Origin of the sequence: Methylocaldum sp. GT1BB, from assembly GCF_051027545.1 — a bacterium.
GTDB lineage: Bacteria > Pseudomonadota > Gammaproteobacteria > Methylococcales > Methylococcaceae > Methylocaldum.
The window spans coordinates 2,596,524-2,617,351 of the sequence record NZ_CP194902.1; the positions used below are offsets into that span (position 1 = coordinate 2,596,524).

The window sequence follows — 20,828 nt, forward strand, 5'->3', positions numbered from 1 at the left end:
GACTGTAACATTTCCAGGGCGGTAGCTTCAGGATAAAGCCGAACACATCATTGTCCGCATGCCTCGCTTAAAATTCTTGCCATTTTGGGCCCGTTGACTGCGGTACAGTATTCGCGTTTGACCGCGGCTCGTCCGGCTTGTCCCAGGCGGATGCGCAGGTCGGGGTTATGCAGTAGTTCCAGCAAGGCGGCTTTCCATTCCGATTCGGTGGAGGCGAGAAAGCCGTTGACGCCATGCTCGACGATCCTGAGGTTGGCTCCGACCGGCGAGGCGACCACGGGTTTGTGGCAGCCCATGTACTGGATGAGTTTATAGCCGCATTTCCCCCTTTCCCAAGGGGTATCGGACAGGGGCATGATGCCGACGTCAAAGCGCCGGATTTCGTCCACTTCGGTTTGTTCCGACCAGTCGCGATACTCGATGTCAACATTGGAGAGCCGCAAATGCGCGGCTTCCGCCCCCACCACTTTTATCCGTAAGGGATGGTCCCGTGCTATCGCCGAAAAAACGTCGTTCAAATTTCGCAAATACTGCGCCGTAGTGGGCGAACCTATCCAGCCGATGGTGAAGATGTCGTTTGGTTCGGTCGGATTCTGGGGATAGCGGTTCAAGTCGATCGAGGTTGGGATAAGCGCCACACGTGCGGCGCCGGCTTTAGTCGCCCGCTCGGCGAGGTATTCGCTTCCCGCGATCACCGCTTTGGAATGCCGCATGACGCGGTCTATCTTATCGCCCAGGATTTTGCGGATGACAGGATTGGCGTGACGATCGTAGCGGTGGAAGATGGCGTCGTCGTAGTCGACGACATAGGGAATTCCCGCGCGCGCCATGGCGGTCTCGATCCAAGCCGGAAGCCAGGGCAATACCTCCGCTTCGATCCAGATCAGGTCGTATGCGCGTAATCCCATCAGGGATACGATCCGCCTGCCGTAGCCGGCGAGCGCATAGCGCAGCGATTTTCCGTGTCCGGCATAGAATCGTTCGAGATACTCGTCCTTGAAGAAAGGCGCGACCGTGATCCGAAATCCCTGGCTTTCGAGATAGGGTAGATACTGATACGAGCGGAGCCGGCTGCTGGCCCCGAGTTGGCCGTAGCGGCTAAGAAGCAGCACCTTCATTTATCGATCGGCGCGTCTGGCCCAAACCGTCATCCGTGCGGTTTGGCCGAGCCGGCTCAGGATCAGGGCCAGCGGATAAAGGGGCAGGTTGAAAATTTCGGGATGCCGCTTGAGGAAGCGGGAAACGGTCGAATTGGGCCATTTGTCTTCGATGAGATAAGCCGTGCTCGCCACTAAATCGGTCATCACTTTCTGGTAAAGAATCTTCTCGATGCGCCAACCCGTAGCGTTCAGCAGGGCTTCCAAAGTCTCCGGGGTGAAGTGGTACAAATGGGCGGGCAAGTGCAAGGGAAACCATCGCTGTTTGAACCAGCCGAGTTGGAAGCAGGCCGCGTTGGGAACCGAGATGGCCAGCCAGCCGTCCTTCCGGGTCCAGCGATGCAGCTTGTTGAGCGCGAGCACGGGGTCGTGCAGGTGTTCCAGCACCATCCAGCCTACCACCAGATCGAACTGTTCGGCGGGTTCGGGCGCCGATTCCAGGCTCCCGCAATGAACCGAGAAGCCTGCATCTTGAGCATTCTTCGCCGCCGTGGGCGAAAATTCTATGCCTTCCACTCGCCAGCCTTTATCGGCCATTCGCCCTAGAAAGCTGCCCGAGGCGCAACCGATTTCCAGCATTCGTCCCGGTTCGAGTGCGGGCAAGGACAGGCTGTGTATCCTCAAGGCATTTCTGACGAATTCCTTAATGGCATTCGCCGCTGTTCTGAAACGCGAATGGGTAATGCGGGTGCCGGCGTAAGGCCCGTAAGTCTCGGGATAGTAATAGCCGATGGTGTCCGCGGTCGGTCTCGGATCGGTTCGCAACAACCCGCACGCCGAACATCGAACCACGGAATACGTGCCGGGCAGGTCATGCAGTCTGTCCCTTCCTTGCAGAACCAATTCATCGCGGCTTTCGCAGCCCATGGGACAGGGCTTGCTTTCAAGAGCAATAGAATCTGGCGTATCAGTTGAAACCATATTGATGTTTAGCGAGAGCTGGCTAGACGGGCTTTATCGATCCACGCCAGGCCCAGACCGATCGGAAGACTGATCCCGAACAGCAGCGGAAAGCCGACTTCCGCCAAGCTGGCATATAAGGATTCTCCGGCATGGACCGAGTATCGGATGAAGTTGGCCATATTCTTGAGCTTGGGTTTGATTCCGGTGGGCAAGCGTACCGCTTCGCCGTAATAAAGCCGAGCGCCTCTCGGGCTTCGATAGCGTATTGCCCTCGCTTTGGCGGTCAGTCCGTCGGGCAGATACTGGATGATCCGCATCACCTCGTTGACGCACCGGAACCTAGGGTTGAGCCGGTTGAAAACGACGCCTTCCGCCAGGAATTTTTCGCCGGGGATTTCCGGAAAAGGATATGACCGCAGCCGTTCGGTCCGGACGAAATAACACTTGTCGCCTTTCATGTTCATTTCGAACCAGTATTCCCGATGGCTCATATCCATGGAGTCCCGGGGAAACCGCTTCGGGACGATGCTCCCGTCGCGATAAGCGCACAATCCCATGACGCCATCCAAGGACATTTTTTCTTCGGGAGGAATGGCATGCCAGATTTCATGGAATCGTTTCAGAGTGTGGGGCAGAAGGAGATCGTCCGAGTCGTGAATCAGGAACAATTCGCCGGATGCCAGCATCAGCCCTTGGTTGATCGCCACATGCTTGCCTCGATTCTCCTGATGTACGTAGACGATAGGAAAACCGGCGCTCGCTTGCCATTCCTCGACCCGCGCACGGGTATCGTCGGTGGAACCGTCGTCCACGATGATCCACTCGAAATCGGTAAACGTCTGCGCCTTGAGGCTCTCAAAAACCTCGGCCAGCAACCGAGCCCGGTTGTAGGTCGGGGTGAAGACCGTGAATGTGTATGACGGCATCGTCGAACCGATCAGGCAGACCGCTCGAAAAGGGTATTTTCCCGTTCCCGGAGAATACGGTATCCGTTATCCGAAATGAGGGATCGTAATAGTTGTTTCCGCTCGGCCGTTTGCGGACCGCCTTCGATTTCGACCAGGATGTAGGCCGGTTTAAGCTGGGGAATATCGGCAATGTCATCGAAAAACCGATTCAGGACCGGATATTCGAATCCTTCGATATCCAGCTTCAGGACATCGATCTTTTTCACCTCAGCCATCTGCAAAGCGTCATACAAGGAATAGCACTGGACCTCCTCCGTCTCTCCCTCGGCCTTGAGGAAACTGTTGGCGCCTCGGTTGCCTTGCCGATTGAGCCCTAGCCGCAGCATCTCCTTCTTGTCCGAGATGCCGATTTGATAAGCGGCGATCACGCTGTTCCGGCCGTTGATTTCGATATTTTTTCGCAGGAGTCGGAAATTTTCCGTCGCCGCCTCGAAGGCGATCACCTTGCCGGATGCGCCGACGATCTCCGCGGCGAACAGCGCGTAGGCGCCGATATTGCTGCCCACGTCCACGAATACGCCGCCTCTCGGCAAACGCTTCATCAGGAATTTTCGCTCCCACCGGTCGTACATGTGCGGGATGAAGAACAGATTGCCGCCCACGCAATCGGACGGATCGACGATCATCTCGATGTCGCGTCCCCGATAAGTCCAGATGGTGGAGCGAAACCAGGCCCCAGAGATGAACGAGCAGACCAAGGGTTTGACGATGCGGTTGCTGATTCCGCTAAACCGCCAAACGGGCGGAATAAGCCGCGTCACGGCTTTGGCGGCTTTGACGAAAGGCGGTATCGGGCTGATCGCTAGATCCATGTTCATCGTTGATTTTTGTTGTTGGCGTTTAGCCGATGAGGCTCAATTTTAACCTGGTTTTGACGATTACCAGCGCTGAAAGGTTTATGCCGGCGACCGCGATCGCGCTGGCAATAGCCGCGCCCATGGCGCCGTGTTCGCCGATGAGATACAGCTCTAAAGGCAGTTGCACGGCCAAGCCGCCGCCCATGAGCCACGTGGCTTCCTTCTGATGTCCGGTCATGGTCAGCAGGATGGTCCCGAGTCCGGTCAGAGCGTACAGCGATTTTCCGGCCAGGAGCATGATCAGAAGAGGGTAAGCATCCACGAACGATGCTCCGAAAATACCGAGTATGTATTTTCCGGTGCCGGCAATGAATGAGGCGGCCGTCAAAACGAACAAGGCATTGCCTATTGTGGTGATTTTCAGTAGCCGCCGGAGGTCCGGAATCAAGCGATTGTTCCAATGTGCGGCGATTAAAGGCGCGGTTACGCTGCTGGCCACGACCAAGCCGAAAGCTGCGAAATCTGCGACTCTGGCCGCTACCGCATACGAACCGGCTTCCCGCGTGCCCACCATCGATCCGATCAGGAGGATGTCCAATTGGCTGATCAGCAGCTGGATGCCGACGACGACGAACATGGGAACGGCCATGGTCAGCCATTCTTTTTTTCGATAGGACGGCAGGCTGCCGGAAACGCCTCCCGGCAGGGATTGCCGAAGCCATGCGCTGCCCAGCAGGAAGTTGGTCATGGCTACGGCCAGGCTGATCAGCATTGCCGTCACGGGATCGACGAAGTCGTGAAACCCGAAATAAATCGCCGACAGCAGAATGATCAGGAGCAGGGGGCGAACGAGGTTTTCCGGGAGTTCGGCGAAACTGATTTTGAGCAGGCCGCGGAGAACGCCCACGCGCAATTCGGACAAGGACATGAAGGGCACATGGAGGAAAGCCAGGATGAAAACATAACGATGCAGATCGTCCATTGTGTCTTTCAGCAGCCAGCCGATCATCGCTGCGGCTGACCCGACGACAAGGCAAGCTCCGAGCGTGCTGCGCGTCGCGAAAGCCATGAAACCTCGAATGGCGCCCCAGTCTTCCTGCGAGTTGTAAATCGCGACGTACCGGATCGAGGTCTGTACCATGCCCAGTTGGGCCAGCCAGGATAAGATCGGGGTGAAGGCGAGGGCGTACACGAATAGCCCGTAATTGTCGGAACCCATGAACCGCGCGGTAATCGCCTGAGCCGTGAACGACAGGCCGATGCCGACCGCTCGGAGGCTGAAAGTGCCTATTGCGTTGCGAACGAGATAAAAAAAGGTCCGGTCTTTCCCGAACCTCGGCTTTGCGATCATTGATTCCGATAAGGTTTGAATGGGTTTGCGCGGGCGCGCGACCGATCCTTTTTCGGTTGCGGCACGAAGCGGCGGATGCTGACCCTGAACCGATCAAGTTTGCGCCATCGGGTATTATACTGTCCTATTTTCTTGAGTCTTTCTTCGCGAGTTTCGGGACGAAGGGCTCCGGGGCGAGCGCGAACAGGCAACCAAGACACGGGCCATACGAAAAGACGACGTTCCGCCTTCCCAGGTCATTGAGCCAAGCCGTTTTGAACAAGAAACTTTTATTTTTCGTTACCGAAGACTGGTTCGTTTGCTCACATTGGCTGCCCCACGTGACTGCCGCCCGTGACGCAGGCTACCAGGTCTACGTGGTGACGCGGGTACGGCGGCACAGGGCTATCATCGAAGCGCGAGGCGTCCATGTCGTTCCGCTCGAATTGTCGCGGCGCGGCCGCAATCCGATGGCGGAACTCCGGGTGATTGCCGATCTGATCAAGATTTACCGAAAGATTCGGCCCGATCTGGTGAAGCATGTCGCCATGAAGCCCGTCGTCTACGGCACCATCGCCGCCTGGTTCAGCCAGCCATGTGCCGTGGTGAATTACATGGCCGGGCTCGGCTGGGTGTTCACTTCGGACAGCGTCAAGGCGCGGCTGCTTCGTCCGGTGGTCCGCGCCGTGCTGGGGCGGCTCCTCGCACGGGGGCACGTTATCGTGGAAAACCCGGACGATTACGAGCAGATGATGAGCTTGGGGTTGCCGGCCGCCCGCTTGAGCTTGATCCGGGGCGCCGGTGTGGATCTCCGGGAATTCAGTCCGGCGGTAGAGCGCGATGAGGTCCCTTTGGTCGTCCTGCCGGCGCGTATGCTCTGGACCAAGGGGATAGGAGAGTTCGTCACGGCCGCCGAGCGGCTGCGCGCCGAAGGCGTTGCGGCGCGATTCGCCCTGGTAGGCGATCCTGACCCCGACAATCCGGAATCGGTCTCGATCGACCAACTCGAAAGTTGGCGGCAGAAAGGGGCGGTCGAATGGTGGGGGCGGCGGGACGACATGCCTCAAGTGCTCGCCGCATGCCATATCGTCTGCCTGCCCTCGTATCGGGAAGGCCTCCCCAAGGCGCTGCTCGAAGCGGCAGCCGCGGGAAAACCCATCATCACCACCGATACCCCCGGCTGTCGGGAGGTGGTCCGTCACGCCGACAACGGTCTGCTGGTACCGGCAGCGGATGCGCTCGCTCTGGCCGAAGCGCTCAAAACGTTAATCGAGGATGGGCCGCAGCGGGAGCGGATGGGGCGTCGCGGCCGGGAAATCGCGGAGACCGAATTTTCCTCGGAAAAGATAACCTCCGAAACTTTAGCCCTGTATAACGCTGTCCTTTCGTGAGTGGTAGGTCGGCAATCCCTTGCCGACGAAGGTGTCTCGTCAGGGAAACTTCAATTTCCCGCCACCGTCATCTTATCGAGCAAAATGGACCCGGTTCGGGTATTGCCCCGCAGGTCTACATCGTTTCCGACGGCCTGTAGATTCATGAACATATCTTTCAGGTTGCCCGCGATGGTGATTTCCTCCACGGGGAACTGGATCTCGCCGTTCTCCACCCAAAATCCGGATGCGCCGCGGGAATAATCGCCGGTGACCGGGTTGACGCCCTGGCCCATCAGTTCGGTGACGAGAAGTCCCGTATTCATGCGTTTCAGCAAGCCCTTCAAATCGAGTTCGCCGGGGTCGATGACGAGATTGTGCACGCCGCCGGCATTGCCGGTGGTTTTCATGCCGAGCTTGCGGGCCGAGTATGTGCTCAACACGTAGGATTCGAGTATGCCGTCCTTGACGATGTGGTGAGGTCGGGTCCGAACGCCCTCGGCGTCGTAGGGTGCGCTGCCCAAGGCCTTCTTGAGGTGCGGTTCCTCGTGAATCCGTACGAAGGCCGGGAAGATCTGCTTTCCCAGATGGTCGAGCAGGAACGACGACTTCCGATAGAGATTGCCGCCGCGGATGGCGCCGATGAGATGGCCCAGCAGGCTGGACGCGATATCCGCCGCGAAGATCACCGGGCATTGCCGAGTGCTCAGCGAACGGGCGCCGAGCCGCTTTACCGTGCGCTCGGCGGCCTTTCGGCCCACCAGCTCGGCCGCTTCCATGTCTCGGGCGTCTCGCGCCACGGTCCACCAGTCGTCCCGCTGCATGCTGTCGCCCCGCTGGCCGATGACCGAACAGCTCAGGCTGTGGCGGCTGGACGCATAGCCGTGCAGGAATCCCAGCGAGTTGCCCAGGACTCGTAACCCTTGGAAGGTGTTGAGGCTCGCGCCCTCGGAATTGACGATTTCGGGATGAAACCGGCGTGCGGCATTTTCGCAGCCTATTGCCAGGTTTATAGCGGTTTCCGCGTCCAGGTCCCAAGGATGATAAACGTCGAGATCGGGGAACTCGGTAGCCAGCATGTCCCGGTCGGGCAATCCGGCATATTCGTCTTCAGCCGCATATTGAGCGATCCGGCAGGCGGCTTCTACGGTTTCCCGCATCGCCGTTGCGCTGAGGTCGGTGGTGCTGGCCGAACCCTTGCGCTGGCCCACGTAGACCGTGACGCCGAGTCCCCGGCTGCGATGATGTTCGATGGTTTCGACCTCGCCCATCCGCGCGGTGACGGAAAGGCCGTGCTCCAGACTGACGCCGGCCTCCGCCGAGGTGGCGCCTTGCCGCCGGGCTTCGGCCAGGCAATCCGCCACCAGGGATTTCAATTGTTCGAGTTGTTTTGCTTCACGTGCGAAAGTCGTGGGTTCCTGCACGGATGGCTCCTTCTAATCGTTAAATCGTTCGGATATAGGAACGGGTGGGGCGCTGGTCTTAAACCCGAGTACCGCCCACGGTCAGCCCGTCCACCCGCAAGGTCGGCTGGCCGACGCCCACGGGTACGCTCTGGCCGTCCTTTCCGCAGGTGCCGACGCCGGTATCGAGCTGCAAATCGTTGCCGACCATGCTGACGCGGGTCAGCACGTCCGGGCCGTTGCCGATCAGGGTCGCGCCTTTGACCGGCCGGGTGATTTTCCCGTCTTCGATCAAATAGGCTTCGCTGGCGGAGAACACGAATTTGCCCGAGGTGATGTCGACCTGGCCGCCGCCGAAGTTCTTGGCGAACAGCCCTTTTTTCACCGAACCGATGATTTCCTGCGGGTCGTGAGGTCCCGCCAGCATGTACGTGTTGGTCATGCGGGGCATGGGCAGGTGGGCATAGGATTCGCGGCGGCCGTTGCCGGTCGGCGATACGCCCATGAGCCGGGCGTTGAGCTTGTCCTGCATGTAGCCCTTGAGAATGCCGTTTTCGATCAAAACCGTGCATTCCGTCGGCGTGCCTTCGTCGTCGATATTGAGCGAACCGCGCCGGCCGGGCAGGGTGCCGTCGTCGACTACCGTACAGAGCGGCGAAGCCACGCGTTCGCCGATTCGCCCGGCGAAGGCCGAAGTGCCTTTGCGGTTGAAATCGCCTTCGAGTCCATGGCCTATCGCTTCGTGCAACAAAACGCCCGGCCAGCCGGGTCCCAAGACCACGGTCATGGTTCCCGCGGGAGCTTCGACCGCTTCCAGATTCACCAGGGCCTGGCGCACGGCTTCCCGTGCGTATTCGATGGCCCGGTCTTCTTCCAAAAAGAAGCGGTAATCCGCGCGGCCGCCGCCGCCGCAGCTGCCTTGTTCGCGGCGCCCGTTTTCCTGGACGATCACGCTGACGTTGAGCCGCACAAGCGGACGCACGTCGCCATGGAGCGCTCCGTCCTGGCCGATCACCAGAACGACTTCGTGGCTGCCGGCAAGGTTCACCATGACCTGTTCGACGCGCGGATCGAGTCTCCGGCATTCCTCGTCCAGACGTTTGAGGAGGGCGATTTTCTCTTCTTCGGGCAACGATTGCAGCGGATCGATCGGCAGATAAAGCTGTGGCGGGCGGTATAGTCCGGAGACTTCCCGTTTGCCCTGTGCTCCCTCTCGAGCGATGGCTCGCGCGTTCTTGGCGGCTTCGAGCAGGGTCGGCAGCGTAATTTCGTCGCTGTAGGCGAATCCGGTCTTTTCGCCGGAAACGGCGCGTACCCCGGCGCCTTGTTCTATGCTGTGGCTGCCTTCCTTCACGATGCCGTCTTCCAGCATCCAGGACTCGAACCGGGTGGATTGCAGATAGACGTCGGCGGCATCCACCGACGCGCTCAAGAGCTGTCCCATGACGCGGTCGATGTCGCCGCCTATGAGTCCAGCCGGCTCCAGCAGGGTTTGCCGGGCGATTACAAGAGGATCATGACTCATGATGAGGTGTGAGAATTAAGCTGATGATAAAAACTAGCCTACACGCCATAGCCCTCAGCGGCAATGCAGTTTGCGGTGGGTCAGGGCCGGAAACGCGGCCCGCACTTTCTGCAGCCGGTCGCGGTCGAATTCCGCAGTCACCACACCGGCGCCCTGTGGAAGGCTGCCGAGCACCTGGCCCCAAGGGTCCACGATCATGCTGTGGCCGAAGGTTTCGCGGCCGTTGACGTGAAACCCGCCCTGATTGGCGGCGACGGTGTAGCACAGGTTTTCGACCGAACGGGCGCGCACCAGGATTTCCCAGTGAGCGGCGCCGGTTTGCGCAGTAAAGGCCGAGGGAACGACGAGAATGTCCATGCCGCTGTCCGCCATCTGCCGGAACAGTTCGGGGAAGCGGAGATCGTAGCAAATCGACAAACCGAGTCGCCCGAACGGCGTGTCCAGGACCAGAGCCTCGCTGCCGGCGTCTATGGTCTTGGACTCGTGATACTGTTCGTCGGTGCCGGGCACGTTGACGTCGAACAGATGAATCTTGTCGTAGCGTCCTGCCCGCTCGCCTTTGTCGTTATAAACCAGGCAGGCAGCGCGGACTTTGCCGTTGTCGGCGCGGATCGGCATGGTGCCGCCGACCAGCCAGACCTTCAGCCGCTCCGCCGTCTGGGCGAGAAAATCCTGGATCGGTCCGGAACCGTCGGCTTCGGCTACGGCCAGTTTGTCGGCTTCGGATGTACCCATGATGGCGAAATTTTCCGGGAGCACGACCAGGGAAGCGCCCCGGGACGCGGCTTTCTCGACTAGTCGCCCCGCCTCGATGAGGTTGGCGCTGACATTGGGACTGGACGCCATCTGGATGGCGGCGAGAACCGTTTTACTCATTCGTCTTTTTCTCCGTTTCGGTGCCAAAACCTGATAAATCTTTCATGCCGCTCCAGGCCCGGTCGAGAATGTCGAGCGGCAGGTTGCGGCTAATCTTGGTGATTTGCGGTTCGTCCCAACTACCCTTGACGGCGTAGTGGGTCGCGGTGATGCTGTCCACTTCCTCGCCGACCAGTTGTTGTGCCAGAAGCACGGCAGCCCCGACTGCGGGTCCGCCGGCCAGAGCGCCCGCAATGGGCAGAGCGACGCTGGTGTGGGGTATGACGGTGACGACTTGATCCAAATCTCTCGCCACCAATCCGGCGCGGCCGTTGATGACGATCTTGGCGGGAACCGCATCGATTAGAAAACCCTTCGTTACGGCTTGACTGTTGCCGAGCTGAAAGGTTCCCAGGACGCTGTCATAGGCTAGGCCCTTGCCGAACAAATCGCTGAAATCGAAGGACAGCCTGCGCCACAACGTGTCCAAGTTTAACATACCGAGCACCCGGCCCAGCCCCGGCTCGACCTTGAGAATCGCGCCTTTGCCCAGCTTCATCCGGATGTCGCCGTTGACGCTGGCACGGGAAAATTGCTGGGGCGCGCCCGGCCAGGACAAAGTGAAGTCGACGTCGGAAGGGGTTTCCCTGACCTCGCCGGAATAACCGATGACGGTCAACAAATCACCCATGTCCTCGATGCGGAGTTTCCCCTCGATACGCGTGGATACGGTTTGGTCCGCCGACCGTGTCCAACTGCCGTGGATGTCGAAGCGGTGATTTTTGGTCCCGCCCTCGAGTGTTCTTATGATCATGCCATGAGCGTGGCGTTCGGTTTGAAGTGTGAATGGGCCTAAATCGGCGTCCTGCCAGAGTAGCCGCTTGGCATTAAGCGCCAGATTCGGTACGGCGGACGGATCGATGGGTTCGATGTTCGCCGGTCCGGCTTTATTGGCCTTCAGTTTCGGTAACTTGAGGTGTTCCAGATCGAAAGCGATCGAATCGGCCGTGGCTTTGAAGCCCCCCTTGCCGTAAGCGCTGGCGATATGGCCCCGCCAATGTCGGTCTTCGCTCTCCATGTCGATGATCAGGGGACCCAAGGTTTCTTTGTTCCAATATAGCGTCCCGACGTTCAGTTCCAGTTTACGCAAGAGACCGGTACTGCCCGGCTCGTCCGAGGAGTTGGGCAGCAAGCGTCGCCATTCGGCGGCTTCGAGTTCATCCAGTCGGGCGAAAATTGCGAGGCCGGGTTTCGATGAGGAGGAGGGGAGCGGTGTTCCGATGGCGATATCGCCCCTTTCCAGCTCGATGCCGGTATCAGATTCCGAGAGCCTGAGCCGTGCGGTGACATCGTGTCCATAGCTCAGCCGAAGCGGGATCTTGCTGCCGGCGAGAATCGCCGTTTCGATGAATAGATCTTTTCTCGCTTTTTCGCGCTTTCCGAGTGGCGCCGGCAGATTCAACTCCAGGCCCGTCATTCCGGACGACAGCGACAGAACCAGCGGATCGCTTTCGGTATCGAGCGATTCCGGAATCCGGAGATTGAGCCGATAATCCGTGGCTCCCCGCGCCCATCGCCAAAGACTGCCGGGGATTTGTTCCTGCAGGTCCGACACGCCGATGCGGCCTTTGATCTCGACCGAAGTCTCGGCCTTCTGTCCCGAGATGCGGATGACGGCGGGACGATCGAACGCCGAGGCTCGAATGGCATCGGCGCTCAAACCGGTTCGCGTAAAATGCAAGGGGCCGTTGATGTGCCCCAGTTCCAGCCCGGCATCCTCGACGCGGAGGGTCGCATTTTTGAATTCCGCTTTGCCTTCGACTTCGGTATCGCCCAGTTTTTGATCGAGCGGAATGGTCAGGTTCAGCGAAATATCCGTTTCGCCGGCGGTGCTCACGAACTTGCCGAGCCGTTCAGGGATATCCCGAAGGGGAGTGTGGGCGAGAAAATCCAGGGCATCCGGCACCGTCGCGCGAGCGGTTCCGCTCAGTTTGAGCCAAGGCGAAGACTTTAGGTCCTTGGTTTCGGCGTGCGCTTCCACAATCTGGCCCTGGCCGATTCGTCCTTTGGTCGAGCCGATTTCCATGCCGGGACCGTGGAATTGCACGCGGACGTCGGTTTGGGTCAGCGGCGGCCAGTCCGGATGAAAGCGAAGTTCGATGTTTTGCGCTTCGATCGAGGATTCGAATACGCCTTCGTTCCGATAAAACGGGAAATCGGCGATCGCGCCGTGAAACAGGAGATGGGCATTTCGGACTTGTCCGCCGATCAGCGCCTGCTCCAACCAACGCGAAGTTTGGGGGATTACGGCGAAAGGCAGGTAATTCTTGACGGCGGCCACAGTCGTTTCGCCGAGTTGCACGCGAAGATCGAGGAAGGGAGAGGCATTTGGGCTTTTCGGCAGGACGACTCCGAACCGGCCGCGTGCGGCGAGATCGGCGTTTTCGAGCGAAAGCGAACGGGATGAAATCGACCAATCCGTGTCGGTTTGCCGCCAGGACAGATCGGCCGTGGCCTTATTCAGATGAACCGGGCTCTTCAGTCCCAGCGCGGCCGGTTGGATATCCCCGTTTTCGACTGATACCGAGATCCGGCCGGTTTTGTCGGTACCGCAGAGTTTTCCGGCGAAACCGGAAACGCCCGGAAGCGATTGCCAGGCATTCGAGCCGAAATCGTCGAATGTTCCGCACAGGGCTACGCGTTCGCCCAGCGATCTTCCGGGTGCGAAAAAGAAACTGGTATTCCGTACGGTGCCGCGCGGAGCCAAGTCCCTCAACATTCCGTCGGCTTTTTCGCCGAGCACCGGGAGAGCGTGCAAGACGGTGTTGATATCGCCCAATTCGAGGTACGACGCCGCGGCGCGTATGACGGCAGGCGTTCCGTCGGCGCGACGGGTGAGGGCGAAGGAAAGGCGGGTCTTGGGCCAGGTGTCGGTCAACGCCGGCCTGAAGCGATCGAGATCCAGTCGCCAGCCGTCGTTTTCCAGTTGCCACCTGAACCGGCTTTCCAGGGAGGCCAAAGCCAGCTGATTTTCGGTGTTTGAATCCCCATGGAAAACGAATAACGGCTTTGCGAGCTTGACGTCTCCCGTCACGGAATTCAGCGCGCCGTTCCAGTTTCCCCAAAGTCTGAAATCCGCTATTCCGGATTTCATGGCGAAACGCGGCGTCGATAAGGCGTCGGCTATCCGGGCCGTATCGATGCGCTTTCCTTCGAGGTAAAGCTTTCCGGACCACTCCTCGGCCCGGAAGAGATCGCCTTCCGCATTCAGGACAAGCCGGAATGCTTGGCCCAGACTTTGAGGCAAGATGATATCGGCACCGAGCTTATGTTTTCCGTTTTTGTTGGCAAGCCGGATATTCGCCCGTCCTAAGTGCAGAGACGGTTTGTTCCCTTGCAAATCCAGCCATTCCAGATCGCAGTCCAACAGTTCGAAGCGGCCGTCGCCCATGAGCCAGGCCGGCGGCTGGTCGCGCACGTGCAGACCTACGATGCCGATCGTGCCGTCTTGCCTGCGCCGGATCGAGAGTTTCGCTCCGATAATCTTCAGCCGGTCGAAGCTGGGTTGGCCGGTCAACAAGGTGCGAAGCGGATCGACGTCGACGCGGATTGCGGCGAATCGGATCGCCGGCTGGCCTTGCGAGTCCAGGATATGGAAGCCGTTCAGGGAAAACTCGGGATGGAAGCCATGCAGGCGGGCCGACAGTTCGTCGATTCGGACGGTTTCGCCGATCAGGAAACCGATTTCGGTTTCCAGGCGGCGGCGATACTCCGCCGCTCCGGGAAACAGCCAGAAGCGCAGGACAGTAACCGTCAGCGCCAATATGACAATGAAGCAAAGACCGAAATACAGCGCCGTTCGGTGGGTAAAACGAAGAATTCTTTTCAAAAGACGGCGCTACAGCAGGACGACATCGTATTGCTCCTGGGTATACTGCGTTTCGGCGCGGAATTTGATGCGAACCCCTAGGAATGTCTCCAGTTCCGACAAGGTGTCGGCTTCCTCGTCCAGCAGTCGCTCGACGACTTCGTTGGATGCCAGCACGAGGAGTTCCTGGACATTATATTGACGCACTTCGCGAATGACTTCGCGGAAAATCTCCATGCAGACCGTTTCCGGCGTTTTCAACACCCCGCGTCCGCTGCACGCCGGACAGGGCTCGCACAGGATGTGCTCGAGGCTCTCGCGGGTGCGCTTACGCGTCATTTCCACCAGCCCGAGCGAAGACACCTCGCTGATGGTGTTCTTGGCGTGGTCCTTTTCCAGGCTTTTTTCCAGCGCTTGCAGGACCTGCTGCTTGTGGTCCTCGTCCCGCATGTCGATGAAATCGATGATGATGATGCCGCCGAGATTGCGCAGCCGTAGCTGGCGCGCAATGGCTTGGGCCGCCTCCAGATTGGTCTTGAAGATGGTTTCTTCCAGGCTGCGTCCGCCGACGAAGGCGCCGGTGTTGACATCGATGGTCGTCATCGCCTCGGTCTGGTCGAACACCAGATGGCCGCCTGACTTGAGCATGACCCGGCGCTCCAGAGCCTTCTGTATTTCGTCCTCGACGCCGTAAAGATCGAACAAAGGCCGTTCGCCGGAATAATGCTCGACGAGGGGAGCCAGTTCCGGAACGAATTCCTTGGCGAACTTGACCAGGCGACCGTAGGTTTCGCGAGAATCGACCCGAATTTTCTCGACTCGGGCGCGGTGCAGATCGCGCAAGACCCGCATGCTGAGCGGCAGGTCCTCATGAAGCAAGGTTTTCGGCTTGACGGTCTTGATCCGCTGAGCGATGGAGTTCCACAGCTTAAGCAGGAACAGCATGTCGGTGCGGAGCGCGGTTTCTTCGATGCCCTCGGCGGCGGTGCGCGAGATGAATCCTCCGGTGGCGTGCTCCTTCTGAAAGGTTTCGATGACGGTGCGCAGCCGAATCCGTTCCTGAGCGCACTCGATGCGCTGCGATACGCCGCAGGTTCGGCTGTAAGGCATATAGACCTCGTACACCGACGGAATGGCGATTTCGGTGGTGAGCCGCGCGCCCTTGGCACCTATGGGGTCTTTGACGACTTGTACGACCAGTTCCTGCCCTTCGTGAAAAATCAGCTCGATCTGGTCGGTCGGTGTTTTCTCCCGATCGGTGGCTCCTAGATCCGATATGTGCAGGAATGCCGCCCGTTCCAGCCCGATATCCACGAAAGCGGCCTGCATGCCGGGCAGCACTCGGCAGATCTTGCCCTTGTAGATGTTGCCGACCAGCCCGCGGCGGCGGGTCCGCTCGATCAAGACCTCTTGCAAGACGCCGTTTTCGACGATGGCTACGCGAGTCTCCCGCGGTGTGACGTTGATGAGTATTTCGTCGCTCATGCGCCGGCTAGGTGGCAGAAACGTTGAGGACCGAGATCCCGACACATTTCAACAGTTCCGCCGTCTCGAAAAGCGGCAAACCCATGACGCCCGAGTAGCTGCCGGACAGATGCCGAATGAAGACCGCACCCTTGCCCTGAATGGCGTAGGCGCCGGCTTTGTCGCGGGGTTCGCCGGTGGCCCAGTAAGCTTCGATTTCTTCCTGGCTCATTCGGCGAAAGCTCACGCTGCTGACAGTCAGCGCTTCCCAATGCCGGTCGCCTTTCCGCAGCGAAACGGCGCTCAGGACCCGATGCTCCCTACCGGCCAGCTGCGAGAGCATGCGCGAAGCGTGCTCGAAATCTTGCGGCTTGCCCAAGATGTTCCCGTCCAATACGACCTCGGTATCCGCCGCCAATACCGGCAGCCTGCCGCCGCTGCTCTTCCATGTTTCGAGCGATTTTTCCGCCGCCACGCGCTGGACATAGGCTTCGGGGGACTCGTTCGGCTGCGGGTGTTCGTGAACTGCGGCCGGCATCACGTCATAGGCGATGCCGAGTTGATCGAGCAGTTCGCGGCGGCGGGGCGATGCCGACGCCAAAATAATCTGCGGACTTCGGGTGTCCATGCTATCGGTGATAAGGGTGATGCTGCAGAATGCTCCACGCCCGGTAGATCTGCTCGGCTACGATGATACGCACCACCGGGTGAGGAAAAGTCAACTTCGATAAGCTCCATCGTTGATTCGCGCGTTCCAGGCAAGCCGGAGAGAGTCCGTCCGGTCCTCCCACCAGAAGCGCCACGTCGCGTCCGCTTTCCAGCCAGCGCGCCAAAGTTGCGGCCAAGTCCGGCGTGCTCCACTCCTTTCCCGCCACATCGAGCGCGACTACATGCACATCGCGCGGCAATGCCGCCAGCATCCGCTCTCCTTCATCCTCGGTCAGTCGGACGATGTCGGCATTCTTCCCGCGTTTCGCCGGGGCGATTTCCTTCAGCGCCAGTTCGCACTCCCGGGGCAGGCGTTTGGCATACTCCGAATAAGCTTCCGTCACCCAATCCGGCATACGGTTACCGACGGCCACCAAATGAATCCGCATGTGACAGCGCGGGACAAAAAAACGAATTATAAGGCAATCGGCCTAATTTACCGACTGCGACAAATGGGGTGGCTGAAAGAAAAAGCACGTAGGATGTGCTGACCGAAGGGAAGCGCATCGGTTGCGAACGATTCGCTTCCTTGCGTCAGCGCATCCTACCGGCTCGCCATCGACGCGTTGCGAATCAAGCCAGTTGCAGCATCTTGTTCAGAGCCAGCTTGGCCCAGCGTGCGTCACCCTCGGGTACTTTGATGCGGTTGACGACGTGTCCTTCCACAAGGTTTTCCAGCACCCAGAGCAAGTGTTGCGGATCGGTTCGGAACATCGTCGAGCACATGCACACGGTCGGGGACATGAAATGAACTTCCTTGCCCTGCGGCTTGAGTTCCTCGGCCAGCCGATTGACCAGGTTGAGCTCGGTGCCCACCAGCCAGCGGGTGTTCGGCTCCGCCTCGCGTACGGTTTTCAGAATGTATTCGGTCGAGCCGATGTACTGGGCTTTCTGGCAGACTTCGAAAGAACACTCGGGATGGGAGATCACCCGTGTGTCCGGGGAACGCTCCAAAAAGCGGTCGATATGCTCCGGGCGGAACATCTGATGCACCGAGCAGAAGCCCTTCCAGAGAATGATCCTCGCCCGGCGGATTTCCTCTTCGGTCAGGCCGCCCATGGGTTTGGCGAAATCCCAGGTCACCATCTCGTCGAGCGGAATGCCCATGCGATAGCCGGTGTTGCGTCCGAGGTGCTGGTCGGGAAAGAACAGCACTTTCTGCCGCTGGGCGAAGCTCCAGTCGAGAATCTTTTGGGCATTGCTGGAGGTGCAGACGATGCCGTTATGCCGCCCGCAGAAGGCTTTCAGATCGGCTGCGGAATTGATGTAGGTCACCGGCGTCACGATTTCGTCGGGATCGAACAGTTGACCGAGTTCGTTCCAGCACCGCTCGACGGCGGCCAAGTTCGCCATGTCGGCCATCGAGCAGCCGGCCGCGAGGTCGGGGAGAATCGAGATTTGTTCGGGACGCGACAGGATATCCGCCACCTCCGCCATGAAATGCACGCCGCAGAACACGATGTACTGGGCACTGGACTTGGAGGCTTCGCGGGACAGCTTGAGGGAATCGCCGGTCAGGTCGGCGTGGCGGAACACCTCATCGCGCTGGTAATGATGGCCCAGAATCACGCAACGATCGCCGAGTTTTCGCTTCGCGGCGATGATTCGTTGCTCGCACTCGGCGTCATCCAATAGGGCAAATTGCTGTATGGCAAGAGCGGATACGGACATAATTCGGCGGTAACACGAGTGAAATAAGGCAGTGTGGAGGCCGATAATAACACAGCAAAATAGTGCGTAATAGGTAGCGCGAACGGGATCGACGGTGTGGTCTTGTTGCGAATCAATCTGAGAAATGCGGACTGACGTTTGGGATATTCCGACTCAGTTCCGCGGACGCAGTTGATTCAGGGGGGGCGCCGAATTGGCGGCGAAACGCGGTGGCGAAGTTGGCGGCACTGGTGAAACCGGCCCGGTGCGCAGCCTTGTTCACGCTAAAGCTTTCGCGTTCCAGCGCGGTGCGTGCACCGTCCAGCTGAACCGCCCCGGTTTTCCCGGAGACAGTTAACGTTGAGTCAGGCCGCGATGACCGACCAGTTTCAGCTTCCGCCGCAGCAGGCCGGTCAGGGAATGGCGCCGCCATCTAATTCCGTCATCGTTGTTTCTGTGGAAGCCTCGCCAGTCTCGGCACCCGAGTTCATGGCGACGTTCCAGTCCCGCACCACGCGTTGCGCAAACGACCGCACTCCTTGATCGGCATCTCCGGCGAGTCGCTCGAATGCATCGATCACCGCACGATCGCGGAATCCCTGACTAGCGCCATGCTGCCATAAGTGGTGCGCTGCACGCTGACGGAACTCGGAGGTGCGGCCGGACGCTTGGGCGGTGGCGATCAGCGCTTCCGTAGCCCTGGGATCGTCAACGCCCTCCAGTACATCCAGCGCCTCCTCGTGCAATCGGCTATACGGCGATCGTAAGGCATCCAGGGCCCGTTCCACCGAAGCGGACAGTCGGCGCCTTTGAGCCTCTTCGAAAAGTTTCTGTTGGGCTTCGGGATCTCTTGCTTCGTCCGGATCGATCCCCGCGTACGATCCGGGCAGTGGGCGGAACTCGTCCAGGCTCTTAGGCTCGCCGGGAGCGGGTTTCGGCTCCGCGGCGATCAGCCGGAGCGTGTCCGCGCTGCCCGGATTTCCCAGGACTCGCGTCACCCAACGTCCTTGGTTGTCGGGATAAGCTACGAAGGAATAACCGTCGAGCAGTCGTCGCAGCGCCTCGGGCACGTCGAGGTCGGCGAACGTCACCGATACCTTTCGGCGGTCGGCTTCCGCCTCGCCGATGAGGAAGCGGATTCCGGCGGCGGCCCCGACTTCTTCCAGGCAACGCTGCAAGGTTTGATTTTCGCAGCGCAGGCTCAGGCGCTGATCGGTATAGCGCGCTTCGGGTTCAACCGTGGAAGTGGCCGGAAGCGCTTCGCCGCAAACTCCCGCCAACAGTGCGACGGCTCCTAAAATGGTTTTCCGGTGGATCATGATCACAAGACCTCGTTCGGTGTGGGTTCGCCCGTTACTTTCGCCATGCCCCGCCGGGCACGACGGCGCTTTTACCTTGAAAGCAACCGGGATGCCATCGCCTCGAAGACTGGACACACGCGCGCCGAATTCCCGCACTCGGGAAGCTCGCCAGGCAGGGTGACGCGCTTCGGATTGGGTTCCCCCTCGGTCGCCCCCCTCAAATCAGCGCCATTTTTACGCCATATCGTTTTGTGTACGAAATATCGTAATTCCTCGACGGATTACGATCGGCTCGCTGCCCCATGCTCTTAGGCATAACCCAGTCAATTCAGTCGCTTACATGAGGAGGCGAGTGTTGGCCCGCGGTTTGCGCCAGTACGCATCGTCACCGTACCCGAAAAGAAATCTCTTTACATACATTCAGGAGACGAGCCGTGAACACTCTTAAAACACTGACCGCCTGGTTCCTTACCGCAGCCACCGCCCTGGGAAGCACGGTTTCCCAGGCCATCGACAACTCCGCCTATTCGCACGACGCCGACAACGGCGCCCGCAATCCGCAGTGGATGAGTTCGCTGCCCGATAGCCGCAAGTTCAGCGAACTATCCGTGCCGGGAACCCACGACACCATGGCGTTGTACGGCGGCGACTATGCTCAGGCGCAATCCATGTCGCTCGCGAAACAACTCGATGCGGGCATCCGGGCACTGGATATCCGCTGCCGCCATTACGAAAACACTTTCCAGATCTATCACGGCTTCGTGTACCAGTTTGCGAGCTTCGAGACCGTGCTGGACGCCGTGCAGCAGTTCCTGAATCAAAACCCCCGGGAAACCGTTTACATGTATATCCAGTCGGAAACCACAGACATCACGCCGGCCAAGGGAAACACCCGGTCCTTCGCCGAAACCTTCGACGACTACAAGTCCCGGTATCCCGGTCTGTTCTGGGAGTATACCGGCGAGAATCCGACCCTGGGCGAAACCCGAGGCAAGGTCGTCGTCATTCAGAATTTCTATCACTCGCCCGCAGTGGGTCTCGATTACGACCGCTTCGTCAAGCGGGATAACGATTGGAAAGTCAGCACCAACTGGAAACTCTACGACAAATGGACCTCGGTCAAATCCCAGCTCCAACTGGCCGCGACGGCGTCGACCGATACGGTTTTTTCCATCGGCTTGAACGGCGCCGAAATCGCTTTTCCCTACTTCGTCGCCAGCGGCCATAGCTCGCCGGGCACCAACGCGCCCCAACTGATGACCGGCCTGACCACGCCGGGCTGGAAGGACTGGTATCCGGATTTTCCGCGGGTCAACTGCGTGTTGGGCATCTGCTCCATCGCCTTTCTGGGCACCAACCAGTTGACCAACCTTTGGCTTCTGACGCAGCGGATGACGGTGGACCTGCTCAACATGGACCCGAGAAACAAAGACCGGGAGCGCATCCCCTATCCCCGCGTCGGCCTCATCTGGGCCGATTTTCCCGGTAGAAGCTTGATCGAGAACATCATCGCGCTGAATCGCAGGTAG

Annotated in this window: 16 protein-coding genes and 1 pseudogene; 2 read left to right on the forward strand and 15 right to left on the reverse strand. The window is 59.4% G+C overall.

What is annotated here, in order from left to right:
- Positions 1-47: 47 nt before the first annotated feature.
- The 5 genes from ACR2TX_RS13045 to ACR2TX_RS13065 form a co-directional block, all read right to left on the reverse strand.
- Positions 48-1,118 carry a glycosyltransferase family 4 protein gene (locus ACR2TX_RS13045; protein ID WP_077728936.1) on the reverse strand — a complete coding sequence of 357 codons (1,071 nt, stop codon included), beginning with the start codon at positions 1,116-1,118 and terminating at the stop codon, positions 48-50.
- On the reverse strand, positions 1,119-2,024 hold the full coding sequence (locus ACR2TX_RS13050) for a class I SAM-dependent methyltransferase (RefSeq protein WP_205780681.1): 906 nt from the start codon (positions 2,022-2,024) through the stop codon (positions 1,119-1,121).
- 62 nt (positions 2,025-2,086) lie between these two features.
- The gene (locus ACR2TX_RS13055) at positions 2,087-2,986 is read right to left on the reverse strand and encodes a glycosyltransferase family 2 protein (RefSeq protein WP_434132349.1); all 900 of its coding nucleotides are present in this window, start codon (positions 2,984-2,986) and stop codon (positions 2,087-2,089) included.
- Between the two features lie 11 nt (positions 2,987-2,997).
- Positions 2,998-3,846 (reverse strand): FkbM family methyltransferase, encoded by an 849-nt coding sequence (locus ACR2TX_RS13060; RefSeq protein ID WP_434132351.1) that lies wholly within the window; start codon positions 3,844-3,846, stop codon positions 2,998-3,000.
- Positions 3,847-3,868: 22 nt separating this feature from the next.
- Entirely contained in the window at positions 3,869-5,176 is a 1,308-nt protein-coding gene (locus ACR2TX_RS13065; protein WP_434132353.1) for an oligosaccharide flippase family protein, read from the reverse strand.
- Positions 5,177-5,430: 254 nt separating this feature from the next.
- Between ACR2TX_RS13065 and ACR2TX_RS13070 the strand changes: the two genes are divergently transcribed.
- Positions 5,431-6,546 (forward strand): glycosyltransferase, encoded by a 1,116-nt coding sequence (locus ACR2TX_RS13070; RefSeq protein ID WP_434132356.1) that lies wholly within the window; start codon positions 5,431-5,433, stop codon positions 6,544-6,546.
- Between the two features lie 50 nt (positions 6,547-6,596).
- Here the strand turns inward: ACR2TX_RS13070 and pmbA are convergent, their stop codons facing one another.
- From pmbA to ACR2TX_RS13120, 10 genes and pseudogenes are all read right to left on the reverse strand, one after another.
- Positions 6,597-7,949 carry a metalloprotease PmbA gene (gene pmbA / locus ACR2TX_RS13075; protein WP_434132358.1) on the reverse strand — a complete coding sequence of 451 codons (1,353 nt, stop codon included), beginning with the start codon at positions 7,947-7,949 and terminating at the stop codon, positions 6,597-6,599.
- Between the two features lie 58 nt (positions 7,950-8,007).
- A complete protein-coding gene (tldD, locus tag ACR2TX_RS13080) occupies positions 8,008-9,453 on the reverse strand; it encodes a metalloprotease TldD (protein WP_086135314.1) in 1,446 nt (481 codons plus the stop codon).
- Positions 9,454-9,507: 54 nt separating this feature from the next.
- A complete protein-coding gene (locus ACR2TX_RS13085) occupies positions 9,508-10,329 on the reverse strand; it encodes a carbon-nitrogen hydrolase family protein (protein WP_086135315.1) in 822 nt (273 codons plus the stop codon).
- Complete coding sequence (locus tag ACR2TX_RS13090) at positions 10,322-14,197, reverse strand: YhdP family protein (protein ID WP_086135316.1); 3,876 nt, start codon at positions 14,195-14,197, stop codon at positions 10,322-10,324. Before ACR2TX_RS13090 ends, ACR2TX_RS13085 begins: the two co-directional genes overlap by 8 nt.
- 9 nt (positions 14,198-14,206) lie before the next feature.
- Complete coding sequence (rng, locus tag ACR2TX_RS13095; RefSeq protein WP_077728946.1) at positions 14,207-15,661, reverse strand: ribonuclease G; 1,455 nt, start codon at positions 15,659-15,661, stop codon at positions 14,207-14,209.
- A gap of 7 nt (positions 15,662-15,668) precedes the next feature.
- Positions 15,669-16,268 (reverse strand): Maf family protein, encoded by a 600-nt coding sequence (locus ACR2TX_RS13100; protein WP_077728947.1) that lies wholly within the window; start codon positions 16,266-16,268, stop codon positions 15,669-15,671.
- A gap of 1 nt (position 16,269) precedes the next feature.
- Positions 16,270-16,737 (reverse strand): 23S rRNA (pseudouridine(1915)-N(3))-methyltransferase RlmH, encoded by a 468-nt coding sequence (rlmH, locus tag ACR2TX_RS13105; protein WP_077728948.1) that lies wholly within the window; start codon positions 16,735-16,737, stop codon positions 16,270-16,272.
- Positions 16,738-16,921: 184 nt separating this feature from the next.
- Entirely contained in the window at positions 16,922-18,019 is a 1,098-nt protein-coding gene (gene nadA, locus ACR2TX_RS13110) for a quinolinate synthase NadA (protein ID WP_434132363.1), read from the reverse strand.
- Positions 18,020-18,131: 112 nt separating this feature from the next.
- Positions 18,132-18,323: pseudogene (locus tag ACR2TX_RS13115) on the reverse strand (helix-turn-helix domain-containing protein); the annotation flags it as partial.
- 88 nt (positions 18,324-18,411) lie between these two features.
- Entirely contained in the window at positions 18,412-19,317 is a 906-nt protein-coding gene (locus ACR2TX_RS13120; protein ID WP_143735082.1) for a hypothetical protein, read from the reverse strand.
- 416 nt (positions 19,318-19,733) lie between these two features.
- Between ACR2TX_RS13120 and ACR2TX_RS13125 the strand changes: the two genes are divergently transcribed.
- Entirely contained in the window at positions 19,734-20,828 is a 1,095-nt protein-coding gene (locus ACR2TX_RS13125; RefSeq protein WP_434132365.1) for a phosphatidylinositol-specific phospholipase C, read from the forward strand.

Bases quoted from the DNA above. Each gene is read 5' to 3' on its own strand.
- ACR2TX_RS13055 (WP_434132349.1), bottom strand. From the start codon at position 2,986: ATGCCGTCATACACATTCACGGTCTTCACCCCGACCTACAACCGGGCT.
- rng (WP_077728946.1), bottom strand. From the start codon at position 15,661: ATGAGCGACGAAATACTCATCAACGTCACACCGCGGGAGACTCGCGTA.
- ACR2TX_RS13060 (WP_434132351.1), bottom strand. From the start codon at position 3,846: ATGAACATGGATCTAGCGATCAGCCCGATACCGCCTTTCGTCAAAGCC.
- ACR2TX_RS13050 (WP_205780681.1), bottom strand. From the start codon at position 2,024: ATGGGCTGCGAAAGCCGCGATGAATTGGTTCTGCAAGGAAGGGACAGA.
- ACR2TX_RS13120 (WP_143735082.1), bottom strand. From the start codon at position 19,317: ATGATCCACCGGAAAACCATTTTAGGAGCCGTCGCACTGTTGGCGGGA.
- nadA (WP_434132363.1), bottom strand. From the start codon at position 18,019: ATGTCCGTATCCGCTCTTGCCATACAGCAATTTGCCCTATTGGATGAC.
- tldD (WP_086135314.1), bottom strand. From the start codon at position 9,453: ATGAGTCATGATCCTCTTGTAATCGCCCGGCAAACCCTGCTGGAGCCG.
- rlmH (WP_077728948.1), bottom strand. From the start codon at position 16,737: ATGCGGATTCATTTGGTGGCCGTCGGTAACCGTATGCCGGATTGGGTG.
- ACR2TX_RS13085 (WP_086135315.1), bottom strand. From the start codon at position 10,329: ATGAGTAAAACGGTTCTCGCCGCCATCCAGATGGCGTCCAGTCCCAAT.
- ACR2TX_RS13100 (WP_077728947.1), bottom strand. From the start codon at position 16,268: ATGGACACCCGAAGTCCGCAGATTATTTTGGCGTCGGCATCGCCCCGC.
- ACR2TX_RS13065 (WP_434132353.1), bottom strand. From the start codon at position 5,176: ATGATCGCAAAGCCGAGGTTCGGGAAAGACCGGACCTTTTTTTATCTC.
- ACR2TX_RS13045 (WP_077728936.1), bottom strand. From the start codon at position 1,118: ATGAAGGTGCTGCTTCTTAGCCGCTACGGCCAACTCGGGGCCAGCAGC.